This window comes from Salinimicrobium sp. TH3, from assembly GCF_026676115.1.
Classification (GTDB): domain Bacteria; phylum Bacteroidota; class Bacteroidia; order Flavobacteriales; family Flavobacteriaceae; genus Salinimicrobium.
The window spans coordinates 196,521-213,731 of the sequence record NZ_JAPONB010000001.1 but is presented as its reverse complement, the minus strand read 5'-3'; the positions used below and the strand labels follow the sequence as shown (position 1 = coordinate 213,731).

14 protein-coding genes are annotated in these 17,211 nt (G+C 41.5%); 12 read left to right on the top strand and 2 right to left on the bottom strand.

Features of this window, described 5'->3' with window-relative positions; all coding sequences use genetic code 11:
* Positions 1 to 13: 13 nt before the first annotated feature.
* The gene (locus OU683_RS00885; protein ID WP_268134216.1) at positions 14 to 550 is read left to right on the top strand and encodes an alpha-ketoglutarate decarboxylase; all 537 of its coding nucleotides are present in this window, start codon (positions 14 to 16) and stop codon (positions 548 to 550) included.
* On the opposite strand, the gene OU683_RS00880 is transcribed toward OU683_RS00885, so the two are convergent.
* Positions 547 to 1,521 (bottom strand): polyprenyl synthetase family protein, encoded by a 975-nt coding sequence (locus OU683_RS00880; protein ID WP_268134214.1) that lies wholly within the window; start codon positions 1,519 to 1,521, stop codon positions 547 to 549. The two genes, OU683_RS00885 and OU683_RS00880, sit on opposite strands and share 4 nt — an antisense overlap.
* Positions 1,522 to 1,664: 143 nt before the next feature.
* On the opposite strand from OU683_RS00880, the gene OU683_RS00875 reads away from it, so the two are divergent.
* From OU683_RS00875 to OU683_RS00830, 10 genes are all read left to right on the top strand, one after another.
* On the top strand, positions 1,665 to 2,273 hold the full coding sequence (locus OU683_RS00875; RefSeq protein ID WP_268134213.1) for a TetR/AcrR family transcriptional regulator: 609 nt from the start codon (positions 1,665 to 1,667) through the stop codon (positions 2,271 to 2,273).
* Positions 2,270 to 3,700, top strand: coding sequence for a TolC family protein (locus tag OU683_RS00870; protein WP_268134212.1), 1,431 nt, complete (start codon positions 2,270 to 2,272; stop codon positions 3,698 to 3,700). The genes OU683_RS00875 and OU683_RS00870 overlap by 4 nt, the downstream gene beginning before the upstream one ends.
* Before the next feature lie 22 nt (positions 3,701 to 3,722).
* Entirely contained in the window at positions 3,723 to 4,895 is a 1,173-nt protein-coding gene (locus OU683_RS00865) for an efflux RND transporter periplasmic adaptor subunit (protein ID WP_268134211.1), read from the top strand.
* Between the two features lies 1 nt (position 4,896).
* A complete protein-coding gene (locus OU683_RS00860; protein WP_268134209.1) occupies positions 4,897 to 8,349 on the top strand; it encodes an efflux RND transporter permease subunit in 3,453 nt (1,150 codons plus the stop codon).
* A gap of 132 nt (positions 8,350 to 8,481) precedes the next feature.
* Positions 8,482 to 9,678, top strand: coding sequence for a glutamate-5-semialdehyde dehydrogenase (locus tag OU683_RS00855; RefSeq protein ID WP_268134207.1), 1,197 nt, complete (start codon positions 8,482 to 8,484; stop codon positions 9,676 to 9,678).
* Positions 9,662 to 10,483, top strand: coding sequence for a glutamate 5-kinase (proB, locus tag OU683_RS00850; RefSeq protein WP_268134205.1), 822 nt, complete (start codon positions 9,662 to 9,664; stop codon positions 10,481 to 10,483). The genes OU683_RS00855 and proB overlap by 17 nt, the downstream gene beginning before the upstream one ends.
* A 643-nt stretch (positions 10,484 to 11,126) precedes the next feature.
* Entirely contained in the window at positions 11,127 to 12,875 is a 1,749-nt protein-coding gene (gene aspS / locus OU683_RS00845; protein ID WP_268134203.1) for an aspartate--tRNA ligase, read from the top strand.
* A 58-nt stretch (positions 12,876 to 12,933) separates the two neighbouring features.
* Entirely contained in the window at positions 12,934 to 14,727 is a 1,794-nt protein-coding gene (locus OU683_RS00840; RefSeq protein ID WP_268134201.1) for a chloride channel protein, read from the top strand.
* Entirely contained in the window at positions 14,724 to 14,975 is a 252-nt protein-coding gene (locus OU683_RS00835) for a hypothetical protein (protein ID WP_268134199.1), read from the top strand. Before OU683_RS00840 ends, OU683_RS00835 begins: the two co-directional genes overlap by 4 nt.
* 103 nt (positions 14,976 to 15,078) lie before the next feature.
* On the top strand, positions 15,079 to 15,273 hold the full coding sequence (locus tag OU683_RS00830) for a cold-shock protein (protein ID WP_228914110.1): 195 nt from the start codon (positions 15,079 to 15,081) through the stop codon (positions 15,271 to 15,273).
* Positions 15,274 to 15,333: 60 nt separating this feature from the next.
* Here OU683_RS00830 and OU683_RS00825 read toward each other — a convergent pair whose 3' ends face one another.
* Positions 15,334 to 16,287: an NAD-dependent epimerase/dehydratase family protein gene (locus OU683_RS00825; protein ID WP_268134195.1), complete on the bottom strand. Its 954-nt coding sequence runs from the start codon at positions 16,285 to 16,287 to the stop codon at positions 15,334 to 15,336.
* A 130-nt stretch (positions 16,288 to 16,417) separates the two neighbouring features.
* Here OU683_RS00825 and OU683_RS00820 point away from each other — a divergent pair, with 130 nt between their 5' ends.
* Positions 16,418 to 16,981 (top strand): hypothetical protein, encoded by a 564-nt coding sequence (locus OU683_RS00820; RefSeq protein ID WP_268134193.1) that lies wholly within the window; start codon positions 16,418 to 16,420, stop codon positions 16,979 to 16,981.
* Positions 16,982 to 17,211 lie beyond the last annotated feature (230 nt).

Sequence of the window (17,211 nt, the reverse complement as noted above, 5' to 3'; positions counted from 1 at the left end):
AACATTTAACATCATGGCCTTATTTTTAAGCAAAAGAAAAGGGATTCTAGCTTTAATAATTATATTTTATTCCTCTCATTCATATCTAGTTGCACAGGAGAGCGGGGTTCCAAAAAAGGCTTTTTGGGAGGATGTTCGTTTTGGCGGAAGTTTGGGAGTTAATTTTAGCAACGGGTACTTCGGTGGTTTTATAGCTCCAAAGGCAATCTATGATTTTAACCAGTATACATCGGCCGGAGTAGGTCTTACCGGCTCCTATAACAATACTTCCCGTTACTCTTCCCATACTGTGGGGGCAAGTTTAATTGGTATACTGCGGCCATTCAACCCTTTGCAGCTTTCAGCAGAATTTGAAGAGCATTACGTTTCCCGGAATCTTAAACTGGATGGCGCCAATATTTCTGATGACTACTGGTACCCTGCCCTCTTCCTGGGGCTGGGTTATAATACCGGCCCAGTCACCATAGGGGTGCGATATGATGTTTTGTATGATGATGAAAAGAGCATCTACGCTAACTCTTTTATGCCCTTTGTAAGTATTTATTTCTAAACCTGCCTGTTCATCAAACCTTTACCAAAGTTATAAAGCAGCTTTTTCCTGTCTTCTTCTACCTGTAATTCATCAAGCACAGCAAAAGCTTGTTGTGTGTATTTCTGAATTTCCTTTCGGGTAAGTTCGGCCGCACCACTGCTCTCAAAAAGGCTTTTTACGGTCTCCACTTTTGATGTGGGATCTGGCGGATTTATTGAATATAAATGTTCCAGCTGAATAGCTTCCCGGGAAGCCGACTGTTGTAGAGAGGTGAGGTAAAGAAAGGTCTTTTTATTTTCAATAATATCGCCACCCACCTGTTTACCAAAGGAATCCGGGTCTCCAAAAGCATCGAGATAATCATCCTGCAATTGAAAAGCTATTCCCAGCAGACGCCCAAATTCGTAGATCCTGTTACAGTTATCTTCGGAAGCATTTGCAACAATAGCCCCCATTTTCAAAGAAGCTCCTACAAGAACAGCAGTCTTGTATTCTATCATTTTAAGATACTCATCTATTTGCACCCTTTCCAGAACTTCGAAATCCATGTCGTACTGCTGGCCTTCGCAGACTTCAATTGCCGTTTTTGAGAACAATTCAGCAAGTTGCCTAAAGGTTTCCCCGGGGTAGTTTTCGAATAACTGATATGCTTTAATAAGCATAGCATCTCCCGAAAGTATGCCGGTATTTATATCCCATCGTTCATGTACCGTCTGCTTACCTCTCCTTAACGGGGCATCATCCATGATATCATCATGTACAAGGGAAAAATTGTGAAAAACCTCAATGGCCAGGGCCGCATCAAGAGCTTTTTTATAGTCACTCCCAAAGATCTCGGCCGCCATAAGTACCAGCACAGGCCTCACTCGCTTCCCGCCCAGACTAAGAATATAAACCATAGGATCGTACAAATTTGCAGGTTCCTGTTTTATAATCTTCCGGGAAAGGTATTCTTCAAATTCTTCGCGGTACCGGTCTACTGAGAGCATAAAAAAATTTTGCGCTAAAATACCAAAACAGGAAGAAAATTCCCCCTTTTTCATCACTAAGAAATCTCGAAGCATAAACTTAGGAAACTTTAATTGTTTATTTAGTTTCCATTTGTATCTTTGCAAGCTCAAAAAATAAAATTTTGAAAGATCAAATTATAGAAAAAGCCGCCGAAATGTTTCTCACCCTTGGAGTGAAAAGCGTGACCATGGATGAGATAGCGGCCGAAATGGGGATCTCAAAAAAGACTATTTATGCTAACTTTTCAACTAAGTCCAAATTAATTGAAGAAACGGCAATGTATGTCTTTGAACAAATCTCTAAAGGCATACAGAACATTAGAGATGATCGAAAAGATCCTATTGAGGAACTTTTTGAAATAAAAGATTTCGCCTGCCAGAACCTCAAGGACAAAAAATCCTCTCCGCAACATCAACTTCAAAAATATTACCCTAAGATCTATACCACGATACGGGAGAAGCAGAAACATATTTTGGAAGAACTCACTAAAGAAAATCTCCAGAAAGGAATTCGCGAGGGAGTGTATAGAAGTAATATCCCTGTGGCCTTTACAAGCCGCATCTATTTCATGGGGATTGTAGGGATCAAGGACCAGGATTTTTTTGATGAAGGGGAATTTCACATAAACGAATTGACAGAAATGCACCTGGAATATCACCTGCGAGCCATTGTTACCGATAAAGGATTAAAAAAACTGGAAACTTATTTAACCACAAACAGCACAAAATGAAAAAATTGATATTTCTATTTAGCAGTCTGTTTTGCCTTAGTGCCTCTGCACAGGAACCCGATCCTGATAGATTGGCCCTGTCACTGGAGGAAGCGATTGCCCTTGGACTTGAAAATAATTACTCCTCTCTAAAATCTGAAAAGGAAGTCGAGAAAACTTTGTCTCAAAAATGGGAAATCATTTCCCAGGGTTTGCCGCAAATCAATGGAAACGTAGATTATCAAAATTTCCTGAAGCAGCCGGTAACGCTTTTACCTGCAGCTGCTTTTGATAACACGCAGGCTACTATTGATGTAGTTGAAGAATATTTTGAAGGTATTCAAAGAAATGACCAACCTGTGAATGCTCCCCAGGGTTTTATCCCGGTACGGTTTGGGACCAAACAAAATGTTACTGCAACAGCCACCTGGTCTCAACTCATTTTTGACGGCTCTTATATTGTAGGTGTACAATCTGCCCGCACCTTGCTACAAATCGCCAAAAATGCCAAAATAAAGACCGACCTCGAGGTAAGGAAAGCGGTTATTAATGCCTATGGCAATGTGCTCATGGCCAGGCAAAGTGTGGACATCCTTGAAAAAAACCTGGAGAATGTAACCGGAAATCTTAATGACACTCAAAAGATTTTCGAAAATGGCCTGGCAGAAGAGGAAGATGTAGAGCAGCTTAAGATCACCCGCCTTGGCCTTGAAAACAACCTCAACCGCAGCAGGCGTATGCTGGAGATCTCTTACCAGTTACTCAACATGGCCATGGGAATCCCTGTTGACCGGGCTGTGATCCCTACAGATGATCTCAATACCCTTGCGCTACAATTTTATGATCTCCAACTACTGCAGGAAAATATACCTATTGAGGAAAATATAGACGTACGAATTGCCCAGAATTCTGCCGAAGCTGCAAGGATCTTCGTCCGGCTGGAAAAGGCTAAGGCCTTACCTCAGCTAACCGGCTTTTTAAACTACGGGACTTCGGGCTACAGTGACTCTTTCACATTTTTTAATGATGACCAGGAGTATTACCAGCAATCTATCCTTGGTGTAACCCTTAATGTACCAATTTTTAGCAGCGGAATGAGGAATGCGCGTACTAAACAAAAACAGCTCGAATACGAGCAGGCCCTGCTTGACCTCGAAGAAACTACGAACAGGATCTCTCTTGAAATAGATGCTGCAAAAGCCGACTACAGGTTTAGCCTTGAAAATTTTGAAGCGCAGCAGGAAAGTCTGGCCTTAGCAGAGAGAATTGAAAATAAGAACCAGATCAAATTCTTTGAAGGGCTTGCCAGCAGCTTTGAGCTAAGTGAGGCACAAAGACAACTTTATAGCGCCCAGCAAAACCTGTTGCAGGCTATGCTGGAGGTGATAAATAACAAAGTAGAACTTGAAAACGTGCTAAGCACAAAAACTTATTCTGAAGAAGACTAATCAAAATACGAATCACTGTAAAATGAAAAAATTAAGCCTAATTATAGTAAGTCTCCTCATCCTTGTTTCCTGCGGAAAAAACAATTCTGTTGAGAAGGTTATAGAGTCCGGAGACCTGAGCGAAATACGCGCCAAAAAAGCCAATTTAAGCGCTCAACAAAGTGAATTGTCTTCTCAAATTGCTCAATTGGATGCAGCTATTGAAAAATTGGATAAAAACAATGACTTTACCCTGGTGAGCGTAAGAAAGATATCAGATTCTCTTTTTAAACATTATGTTGAATTGCCGGGGGATGTGGAAACCAAACAGAATATCACCATCTATCCCGAATATTCGGGTATTCTCATTGATGTGAATGTAGATGAGGGAGACAGGGTTCAAAAAGGGCAAATTCTGGCAAGAATTGACGAAGGCGGATTAGGAAGTCAGCTGGCACAAATGGAAGCCCAGGAAACTCTGGCGAAAACAACTTTTGAGAGGCAGCAGAGACTTTGGGAACAAAACATAGGTAGCGAGATCCAGTTTCTTGAAGCCAAAACAAATTATGAGGCTATTCAAAATTCGGTTAACCAAATGCGATCTCAATTAGCAAAAACGGTTGTTAGAGCTCCTTTTAGCGGAGTGATTGACGAGATCTTTACCGAGCAGGGAGAAGTTGTAGTTCCAGGTCAAAGTAGATTGTTCAGGTTGATCAATCTGTCCAATATGTACATCACTGCTGCAGTACCGGAGTCATACCTGGGTAAAATTGAAGTAGGAACAGAAGTAATGGTCGAAATAGGCGCCACCGGAACTTCCTTTACCAGTACTGTTAAACAGGTGGGGAATTTTGTAAACCCGAACAATAGAACTTTCGAGATCCAGGTAGCTGTACCTCAGAATACAGAACAGATCAAGCCAAACCTGATTGCAACCGTAGGCATCAACGATTACACTTCAGAAAATGCTATCATCATTCCAGAGAACGTGATCCAGAAGAATTCTGCCGGAGAGAATGTTGCGTATGTAGTCAAGAAAGAAACCGACAGTACAGGCGTAGCCGAGCGAAGAATCCTGGAGACAGGGCTTAATTATGATAATGCTGTGGAAGTACTTTCTGGACTGCAACCGGGCGACCTGCTTATCACGAGTGGGGCACGAAGCATTCAGGAAGGAGAACAGGTAGAGATGGATAACCGAAACGCAACGAACTAAAATGAAATTAGATAAAGATTTTAAACTTTCTTCCTGGGCCATTGATAACCGCATGACGGTATATGTCATCATTGCCATCATCTTTATTGGTGGATTGATGTCTTACTACAGCATGCCACGGGAGTCATTTCCGGAAGTAATTGAGACTAAAATATATGTGAGTTCGGTCAACCCGGGGAACTCTGCCGAAGATGTTGAAAAGTTCATCACCGAACCGCTCGAAGAGGAATTCAACAACATTGCAGGGGTACAGGATATTTCTTCCACTACCCTTCAGGATTACTCCCTCGTGATCGTAGAATTTGATGAAGATATTACGATCGATGCGGCGAAGCAAAAAGTGAAAGACAAGGTGGATCAGCAAAAAGCTGCAACCACCTGGCCCACACTGGATAATGGTGCCAAGGTCGAACCCAACGTGTTTGACCTTAACATTTCAGAAGAAATGCCTATCCTCAACGTAAACCTCACAGGGGATTATCCTGTGCAAAAACTAAAGGAATACGCAGAATATCTGCAGGACAGGATCGAGCTCCTTCCCCAGATAAAAGAGGCATCTGTACGGGGAGCCGAGGAGAAAGAGGTAGAGATCGCGGTAGACATATATAAAATGACCGCTTCCAAAGTAAGTTTCCAGGACATCATTAGTGCGGTGAGTATGGAAAACCAAACCATTTCTGGAGGAAATGTGATCACCGGAGGCATTCAAAAGAACATACGTATCCTGGGAGAGGTTACCGATCCCGACGAGTTAAAAAATGTTATTGTAAAAAGGGAAGATGGAAACGTCTTTTTAAGAGACATTGCCAAAATAAGATTCCAGGAGCAGGAACCTACCACCTTTGCCCGTGAGTATGGAGAACCTGTGGTGATGCTTGATATCAAAAAGCGTGGCGGGAAGAACATGATCGAGGCGATAAGTGACATCAAAGAAATTGTGAAGACAGAACAGGAAAACTATCTTCCGGACGATCTTCAAATAAGCTTCTCGAATGACCAGTCTACCACTACAGAGAATATGGTGGACGACCTTGTGAACAATATCATTTTTGGGGTGATCCTGGTTGTGGTGGTATTGATGTTCTTTTTGGGCTTCAGGAATGCCCTTTTTGTGGGGTTTGCCATTCCGTTATCCATGTTCCTCTCATTTATCATCCTTTCGAGTATAGGGTTCACCCTTAACACCATGGTTCTATTTGCACTGGTAATGGGGCTGGGAATGCTGGTAGATAACGGGATTGTTGTAGTAGAGAACGTGTACAGTCTTATGGACCAGGGAGTACCAAGGTTAAAAGCGGCAAAACAGGGAGTGGGTGAGATCGCCTGGCCCATTATTGCTTCTACCGCCACTACTCTGGCAGCCTTTTTCCCGCTTGGTCTATGGCCGGGAACCATAGGGAAATTCATGATTTACTTCCCTATCACCCTCTCTATAGTTCTTGGTTCTTCTCTCTTTGTAGCATTGATCATTAACTCAATGCTGACCTCGGAATTCATGAAGACCGAAGAGAAGGAGCTAACAAAGAAAAAACTTATTCGTATAAGTGCAATTTTTGCGGGAATAGGAGTAATTCTATTAGTCGCCGGATTTTTACTGGATATGGGTGCGCTGCGGGCGTTTGGAAACCTTTCTTTACTTGCAGCCATCCTGTTGTGGGCTTATAAATATTTCCTGAGTCCATGGGTGGATTTCTTCCAGTACAGGGCATTAAAAAAGCTGGAGAAAAAATATGAATCCACGCTTCGTTTTTCTCTCCGCGGAAAAAATTCTTACCTGGTTTTCTTCGGAACTGTAGCAATGTTGATCCTCTCCTTTATCCTGGTAGGGATCGTACAGCCAAAAGTTCTTTTCTTTCCTGAAAATGAACCGAACCAAATCATTACATACATAGAGTTACCCGAAGGTACAGATATTCGTAAGACCAATGAGATCACCAAACGGGTAGAACAGCAGGTGTATGAGGTGATCGAAAAATATGAAGATGAAGACGGGTACAACTTCATGGTGGAATCTGCCATCTCGCAGGTAGGCCAGGGTGCCGGAAATCCCCAGACAGATGGCGGCCAGCAAAACGATATGCCGCACAAGGGAAAGGTCACCCTTACAATGCGTGAGTTCAAAGACCGGCGCGGAGTGAGAAGTAGCCATGTTCTTTCTGAAGTTAGAGAGGCAGTACAGGGATTCCCTGGAGCTTCAATTATTGTGGAAAAGGATGCTGCAGGACCGCCTGTTGGATATCCTATCAATATGGAATTGAAAGGAGAGGATTACGAACAGATGTTGATCACCGCCGAGAACCTGCAGGAGCACATCCAGAATATGAATATTCCGGGGATCGAGGAATTGCAGATTGATGTTAATAAATCAAAACCCGAACTTAATGTTACAGTAGATCGGGTAAAGGCAGGACAACTTGGGGTATCCACGGGAGCAGTAGGGCAAACTTTACGTAGAGCGATCTATGGAGAAGAGATCTCTACCTTTAAAGAAGGTGATGAAGACTACCCTATCAATGTGAGATTCAATGAAGACTTTAGGTACAATGAAAATGCGTTGTTCAATCAGCCTATTACCTTTAAGGATCAAAACACCGGAAACATTGTCCAGGTGCCAATATCATCTGTCACAAAAACAGAGCTTACTTCGGCCTTTAGTTCCATAAAGCGAAAAGACCTGAAAAGGGTAATAACAATTTATTCGAACGTATTGGAAGGATATAATGGGAACGCCATAGTGGAGCAGCTTCAAACAGAACTGGCATCCTATGATTTGCCCCAGGATATTTCCCTGGAGTTCACAGGGGAACAGGAGAAACAACAGGAGAATATGTCTTTCCTGTTAAAGGCTTTATTGATTGGTCTGGGAGGAATACTACTTATTTTGGTGGCACAGTTTAACTCGATCCCGAAACCTTTGATCATTCTTATGGCTGTGTTTTTATCACTGGCAGGGGTTTTCCTTGGACTGGTAGTTTTCCAGATGGACTTTATTATAATCATGACCATGATGGGAATAATTTCCCTGGCGGGAATTGTTGTGAATAATGCCATTGTATTGGTAGATTATACCCAGATCCTTATCGACCGCAAAAAAGACAGCCTGGGACTTGAGGACAGCGAACTCCTGACAAAAGGCCAGTATTTCGAAATGATCGTAGAAGGAGGTAAGTCAAGATTGCGGCCTGTACTATTAACTGCCATTACGACAGTATTAGGATTAATTCCTTTGGCCATAGGCCTTAACATTGACTTTTTCTCACTTTTTACAGATTACGATCCACAAATTTATATTGGAGGGGATAACGTTATCTTCTGGGGGCCGCTGGCCTGGACTGTAATTTTCGGACTCATCTTCGCAACCTTCTTAACCCTTGTTGTTGTGCCGGCTATGATGTACCTGGTGAACCGGGGCCGGGTAAAAATGAGAAACAGGAGAGAACAAAGACTTGCCTAAAATGGCATTTTTAACACCTATTATTAAGAAACCTTCGGAATTATCCGGAGGTTTTCTTTTTAATTCCGCACTATGGCAAAGTGTTTGGACTATACAGGGCAGGAAAGTTTAATATTAATTAAAATTCAACGAATGAACACTCAGTTAACCATTGATGAACGAAACAAAGTATTAGTCTCAATGGCAAATCTTGTGGAAAAAGAAAAAGATAATATTTTAAAAGCAAATAAGATCGATCTCGATGGCTATTCGGGTGATGATCTGGCCATGGAAGACCGACTAAAAGTGGATGATTCCAAGATTGAAGGAATGGTTCACTCATTAAAACATTTAGCTTCCCAGGAGGATCCTGTGGGAGTGGAAAGATTCAGCTTTAAGCACGATAACGGTATGCAGGTTTATAATAGAACTGCATCTTTTGGGACTGTAATGATTATATATGAATCCCGTCCCGATGTAACCGTTGAAGCTGCAGGGATTGCCTTTAAATCGGGTAATAAAATCCTTCTAAAAGGTGGAAAAGAGTCTCTAAATTCAAATCTAGAGATTGTAAAGCTTTGGCATAAAGCTCTTGAGGATAACAACATTTCTACAAACTGGGTGGAATATCTTCAGTTTGACAGAAAACAAACTCAGGAATTTCTTGCAAACCCAGATCAACAGGTGGACCTTGTTGTTCCAAGAGGCGGGGAGCGTTTAATTAAATTTGTAAAAGAAAATTCTTCGGCACAAGTTATTGTAAGCGGCCGCGGAAATAATTTTGTCTTTGTAGAAAAGAATGCAGATACAGATATCGCCCTTGATGTGATCCTGAACGGAAAAACCGGGAAGATCTCTGCCTGTAATGCAGTAGACAAGGTTCTTATAGATTCTGCACTTCCGAATAAAGATGAATTTTTGAAACAACTTCAAAAATCCCTTACAGACAATAATGTAGAGATTATTGCCGACAAATCTCTTGAGAACATCGAAGGCAGCAGGCCAATCCAGAGTGAAGATGAATGGTATGAAGAATTTCTGGATTACAAGGCGCTTATCGGGGAGGTAGATTCCACAACTGAAGCAATAGCCAAGATCAACAAATATTCAGGAGGGCATTCGGCTTCAATTATTTCACGTGATGATAAAACAGCACAAAACTTCATGGAAAATGTAGATAATGCGGCTGTATATCACAATGCTTCGACCCGGTTTACAGATGGCGGGCAATTAGGACTTGGCGGAGAGCTTGCCATTAGTACAGATAAATTGCATCAGCGTGGGCCCATTGGTCTACAGCATTTAGTAACCAATAAATGGTATATACACGGAAATGGACAAACTAGGTAAAATTTTAGAACAGAATAATATAGAAATGGAAACTCCAAAGAAGAAAAAAAGGATACTATTAAAATTAGGTTCTAATACCCTAACTAAGGAAACCGATCATATCTCAAGAGGTAAGATCGAAGATATAGGTCGACAAATTGCGAATCTTAAAGATGATTATGAATTTGTGATCATTAGTTCGGGAGCTGTGGCTGTGGCCAAACAGTTTGTGAACCTGGAGCGCAGTGGGGAAAACATTGATGTCAAGCAGGCCCTTGCCTCTATTGGCCAGCCACACCTTATGCGAATATTTCAGGAAAGCTTCCGGGAACTAGGGTTGTTGATCGGGCAATGTTTGCTATCTCCAAATGACTTTAGCAATGAAGAGTCAAGACAGAACATTATTAACACTGTGAACGTACTAGTAGAGAATGATTACATTCCTATCATTAATGAGAATGATACTTCTTCTACAGATGCGATCAAATTTGGTGATAATGATAACCTGGCGGCGCAAACCGCAGCTTTACTTAATGTAGATCTTTTTATCATCGCCACCAACACTCATGGTGTTTACAAAAAAGGTACTATTGAAGCCAAAACACCCGAAACCATTCGCAATGTAAATGATCTTGAAGCCCTTAAAAAAGAAGTGATGAGTGAAACAAAATCCACTCATGGAACCGGCGGAATGGAATCAAAAGTTTCAGCTGCCGAGATCACTCAAAAAGCAAAGATCGAAACCTGGATTGTTAACGGCCTCGATGATAATTTTATCCTGAACTCCATAAACGACAAGGTACATTTTACCAAGATTGGTCATTAAGACCTAATTCGAAGGATTTATAATTAAAAGGCTGTCCAGAAATGTGCAGCCTTTTCTAATTAAAATAGCCAATTGCAATGCCCAAATTCCAATTACCCTCCTGTCCTTTGGGCTCCAAATCCTGCTCTCATTTCACACCAAACACACTAAGGTTCAAAGAAGAGCACAAAGAATTGGATTTTTTATATGCGTGCATTCCTGGCAAAGCAAATCTTCCCACAGATCACCCAAATTTTCTTCTCTCATCTCACATAAAGGTCACAAAGGCAAACAACAAGAATGCAAATTAAAGAGGCTGCTCCTGTCCCGTAGGGACAAAATATCGGTAGACAAAAATTATCACCCTCATACATTGTCCCGTAGGGACAACATATAGGTAGTAGTAGCACAAGAATCACCCGTGCATCAAATTTCCCGTAGGGAAAATATATTGGTTCATACGTCACGGATTGCAAATCGGCGCCAGCTCTCCCGGAAATCATTCGTGTATTCGTCGCAAAAATGTTTTGTCAAATACCTCCCAAAAATGTCATTTTTGACATCTGTTCTCACATGAAATTCATTTTTATAGATTAACTTTTTTCAATCTCTCTTCTATCCCGTCAGTTCTTCTTATTTTTGCCCCTTCAAAAAAGATCAATTTATGTACAGAAGCCATACCTGCGGGGAATTAAGATTAGAAGACAAAGGAAAAGAAGTTACACTTTCCGGATGGGTGCAAAAGATAAGGGACAAAGGCTTCATGGTATGGGTTGATCTTCGCGACCGCTATGGACTTACGCAGCTTATCTTTGACGAAGAGCGTACTCCCAAGGAAATGATCAAAATGGCTTCCCAGCTTGGCCGGGAATTTGTTATTCAGGTTTCGGGAGAAGTGATCGAGCGGGTTTCAAAAAATCCAAACATGCCAACCGGGGATGTGGAGATCCTGGTTTCAGAATTAAAGATTCTTAACTCAGCACAACTTCCGCCTTTTACAATAGAAGATGAAACCGATGGTGGCGAAGATCTGCGCATGAAATACCGTTACCTTGATATTCGCCGCAATCCTGTGAAGAACAAATTGATCTTCCGCAGTAAAGTGGCTATGGAGGTACGCAAATTCCTTTCAGAAAAAGGATTTATAGAGGTGGAAACTCCTGTCCTGATCAAATCCACACCCGAAGGTGCACGTGATTTCGTGGTACCCAGCCGAATGAACGAAGGACAATTTTATGCCTTACCTCAATCCCCTCAAACCTTTAAGCAGCTGCTTATGGTTGGCGGAATGGATAAGTATTTCCAGATCGTAAAATGTTTTAGGGATGAAGACCTGCGCGCCGACCGGCAGCCGGAATTCACCCAAATCGACTGTGAAATGGCATTTGTGGAACAGGAAGATATCCTCAATACTTTTGAAGATTTCACACGTCACCTCATCAAGGCCGTAAAAGGCGTAGATGTAACCGAATTTCCTCGTATGACCTATGATGAGGCCATGAAGAAATACGGAAATGATAAGCCGGACATCCGCTTTGGAATGGAGTTCGGGGAATTGAATGATTTGGCCAAAAATAAAGGTTTCAATGTATTCGATCAGCAGGAACTGGTAGTGGGAATTGCTGTTCCCGGGGCTGCATCTTTTACAAGAAAAGAAATAGATAAACTTATTGACTGGGTAAAACGCCCTCAAGTTGGGGCGAACGGACTCGTTTGGGCAAAGTACAATGAGGACGGAACCCTAAAATCTTCGGTAGATAAATTCTATTCTGAAGAAGATCTTAAATCCTGGGCTGAAAGAACAGGCGCCAAAGTTGGGGACCTTATCCTGGTAATGGCAGGTGATGCCAATAAATCCAGAACTCAGTTAAGTGCTTTGCGCATGCACCTTGGTAATGAACTGGGCCTTCGAAAAGCTGATGAATTTGCGCCACTATGGGTAGTAGATTTTCCCCTTTTAGAGTGGGATGAAGAGACCGGCCGTTATCATGCAATGCACCACCCCTTCACCTCTCCAAAGCCAGAAGATATTAAACTTTTGGACACAGACCCTGGTAATGTTCGCGCCAACGCTTATGACCTGGTGTTGAATGGAAACGAAATTGGAGGAGGATCAATAAGGATACACGACAAGAATACGCAGGCAATGATGTTCGACCATTTGGGATTCACTCCCGAAGAAGCTAAGGCCCAGTTCGGGTTCTTAATGGATGCTTTTCAATATGGAGCCCCTCCGCATGGAGGAATAGCTTTTGGATTTGACAGGCTTGTAGCTATCCTCGGCGGACAAGAAACCATTAGAGACTACATCGCATTCCCAAAAAATAATTCCGGAAGAGATGTAATGATCGATGCTCCCGCACGAATTAATGAGGAACAGCTTAAAGAGTTAAATTTGAAGGTTACAAATTAACCTTTAATATACCTGAAAATACTTCCTGTACTAGCAGGTGATTTTCGGCATTTTTAATATGAACGCAAAAAGCAGGAATCCCTTATTCAAAAGATTTTTGATCTGGAGAACCAAAAATCTTTCTTTGCAGCAGTTTGTGATGATACTGGCGGCGCTCATAGGTTTTACCTCGGGTCTTGCGGCTGTGTTAATTAAGAACTTAACACATTTTATACAGCGTTTGCTTGAGGGGGAATTAATTGTGAATTATCACCATGCATTCTACTTCATATTCCCCATTGTAGGCCTTGCCATTACAATTCTTATTGTGAGATATGGGATTAGACATCCCATTGGACACGGTATACCATCCACCCTTTATGCAATCTCCAAAAAAAAGGGTCTAATGAGGCCTGTACAAATGTACGCTTCATTGATCACCGCACCTATAACTGTAGGTTTTGGTGGATCTGTGGGACTGGAAGGCCCTACGGTGGCAACAGGCGCCTCCCTGGGATCTAATATTTCGCGGGTTTTCAATATGAATCAGGCAACGCGAACCTTATTAATAGGTTGTGCGGCGGCCGGAGCCATGTCAAGTATTTTTAAAGCTCCTATTGCAGCTATTATTTTTGCAATTGAAGTTTTCAGTCTTGACCTCACCCTGGCCTCGTTGTTACCCTTGCTGTTGGCGTCGGTTTCAGCTATCCTTACCTCCTATTTTTTCTTTGGTTCAGATATTATTCTGCCTTTCAGTCTTAAAGACAGTTTCGAGATTGCCGATGTTCCTTATTATATTCTTTTAGGTGTTTTAGCAGGGCTTTGTTCTATTTACTTCACCAAAACCTATTTCTGGATCAATAAATTATTCAAAAGAATAGATTCTTCATTTCACCGCTTACTTATTGGAGGATCGGCACTGGGAGTTCTCCTTTTTTTTATTCCTCCTCTCTATGGAGAAGGCTATAACGTAATAAACAATTTGCTCCAGGAGGATTATCTTGAGGCTTTGGGAAGTAGCTTATTCAACGAATATCTTGATAATTTTTGGGTGATAATTGTTCTTTTGGCGGGACTTGTCATCTTTAAGATTGCCGCCACCTCCCTAACGTTTAATGCCGGAGGAATCGGAGGAATATTTGCTCCCGTGCTGTTCATGGGAAGCACAATGGGACACGGTTTTGCCTTGTTTTTAAACCACCTGAATTTCCTGAAGACCCCACTCTCGGTAAGTAATTTTACCCTGGTTGGAATGGCAGGTTTGATGGCCGGGGTATTACAGGCCCCTCTAACCGCAATATTTCTTATCGCAGAACTTACTCATGGATACGAGCTCTTTGTACCACTTATGATCACTGCAGCCATTTCTTTTATAATCACAACCAGATTCCTCCCACATTCGGTCTATACAATGGAGTTGGCTTTGCGTGGAGAATTGATCACTCATAATAAGGATCAGGCTGTTCTTACGCTTATGAATATTCATCAGGTCATTGAAAGAAATTTTGTTTCTTTAAAATCGGGAATGACACTTGGAGAAATTGTAAAGGAGGGAGTTGTAAAATCTTCCCGGAATATTTTTCCTGTAGTAGATGATGATAATAACTTTATGGGAATTCTTCTTCTGGACGACATAAGGCCAATCATGTTTGATAAAAAGCTTTATGACAGTGTAAAAATAGAGGAGCTCATGCAAACAGCTCCCGATACTATTGATGAGGAAAAAGACAGCCCAAAAACAATAATGAAAAAATTTCAGGAAAGTGATGCCTGGAACCTTCCTGTAGTTAGAAAGAATAAGTATCTTGGATTTGTGTCCAAATCAAAACTTCTTACTGCTTACAGGAAGAAATTAATAGAAGTAACTGTATGAAAACTTTAGGAATACTTACCCAGATTGCAGCCGTTTTAATTGGAATATCCTTCCTTGTAGGATTTTATATAATGCAAGTGGAGAACGATCAGGCTTTAGGAGACAGGATCATTGGCCTCACAGTACTTGCAAGTGTATTTATCCTTTTGCCCATGTTTTTGGTACTCCGCTGGAGGGGAAAAAAATTAAAAGACTACACTCTTTCCGATGAAAATTTAAAAAAAATGAAGGACAGAAAAGAGAGGTAACTGCCACATTTTAAAATTTTTAGAAATAAATAACAAATTGATTACCCCCTGTTTCAATTATTAGATTATGTTTGTACTTTATTAATTATTATTTTTTTTTAAAATGGAAGGTACAGTTAAATTTTTCAATGAATCAAAAGGTTACGGATTCATTACGAACGACGACACAGGAAGAGACATCTTTGTTCACGTTACCGGACTTAATGGAGAAACTCTTAACGAAGGAGACAAAGTTGAGTACGAGGAAGAAGAAGGAAGAAAAGGATTGACCGCAACAAGAGTGCGTGTGATCAACTAATCATATTAGTTTTTACTCAATCAAAAAGTCCTGCACGGTGTGCAGGACTTTTTTTTTGTTTTATACATGATGTACTTCCTTGATGCCTTCAAGCATTTCTGAAGTCATTTTCTCCAGGTCAAACTCATGTTTCCAGCCCCAGTCTTCCCGGGCCTTGGAGTCATCAATACTTGACGGCCAGGAATCGGCTATAGCCTGCCGGAAATCCGGATCATATGAGATCTCAAATTCGGGTATGTGCTTTTGAATAGCATTTGCAAGAGTCTTTGGAGTAAAATTTAATGCTGAAAGATTATAGGAGGAACGGATTTTCACTTTTTCTGAAGGAGCATCCATAAGGGATATGGTAGCTCTAATGGCATCATCCATGAACATCATAGGAAGTTCTGTATCCTCTTTAAGAAATGAGGTGTATTTGCCATTTTTCAAAGCCTCATGATAGATCTCCACTGCATAATCTGTTGTACCACCGCCCGGGAGTGTCTTATAGCTTATTAGTCCAGGATATCGAATACTCCGCACATCCACCCCGTATTTCTTGTGGTAATATTCACACCAGCGCTCTCCGGCCTGCTTGCTTATACCATACACGGTTGAAGGTTCCATAATAGTAGTTTGCGGCGTGTCATGCTTAGGAGTGGTGGGTCCAAAAACGGCAATACTGGATGGCCAGAAAACTTTGCTCACTTTTCCCTCTTTTGCAAGGTTAAGAACGTGGAACAGGGAATCCATATTTAAAGCCCAGCCCTTCATTGGAAACTTCTCGGCTGTTGCACTAAGCATAGCTGCCATAAGATATACCTCATCGATCTCATACTGTATTACCAGGTCCTCGATCTGGTGGTAATTGGTAGCATCGGCAATTTCAAAAGGGCCGGAAGCCATCAGTTCTTCGTTTCCTTCACGAATGTCGCAGGCGATGACGTTCTCATTCCCACGTTTTGCCCGAAGGGCCATAGTAAGTTCGGTTCCTATTTGTCCGCATGCACCAATTATCAATATCTTTGAAGCCATAAATTTTTTGTTTGCTAAGAAAGCAAAGATATTGAATTCAGGAAAGATGAAGAATTTTGCAGTCTTAAAACATATTTCATAGTGTACAAAAGCCACCTTAACAATTGCTTTTAAAATGTATCTTTAAAAAATGAGGAAATTTCTTTTGCTATTTACGTTGATCGCCCTTTTGTCCTGTGCCGAAAAGCAGGAGGCAAAGGTTTCTGAAGTGCAGTCTGAAAGAAAATTTTCCGACCGGTTAGAGCTTAACAGTGCCCGAACCGTAAACCTGTTGCCCGAGGCAAGACAGGTCGCAGGAAATTGGCTGGCATATGCAACTGCTCAAAATGAAATTCAAAACCTGGAGAACAGTACCGGGATGGATATTATGGATGCCTCCAATAATCTGGTACAGATCATGGAAAACCTAAACACCACAATTCCCGATACGCTGCGCAGTACAGCCGTGGAGGCACGCACCAACGTACTTTATACCAAGGCGCAGGTGTTGCACCAGCTTTCCAACAAAAAACAGAAAAATCCCGATGAGATCCTTGATGTTGCCGAAGACCTGGTAGTAGAATTTGATAACTTCAAACTTCAGCTGAACGAGCTCTTCCTTAAGACTCCCGAGAATTTTGAGACCGAACTCGACAAGGAGTTCGAAGATTCCATGGAACCAGACAGCACAGGGACTGTGCCACTTTTCAGGTAAATACTATTGAACCTTTCGGGAGGTATTGGGTTTACTTTAAAATACCCATATTTGCGGTAAGCCATAAAAGTTGTCCTATGAGAAAAGATTCTTCTGGAATTAATCTTTAAAGATCTGTCTCTTTAATTTTTTCTCTTTTTAAAGGTTAAACTGTCGTTAAATGGCTGCTCCTGCTATTCCGCTTTCTTAACTTTAAGAGACAAATAGGAGGTCTTGTTATAATCTATTAT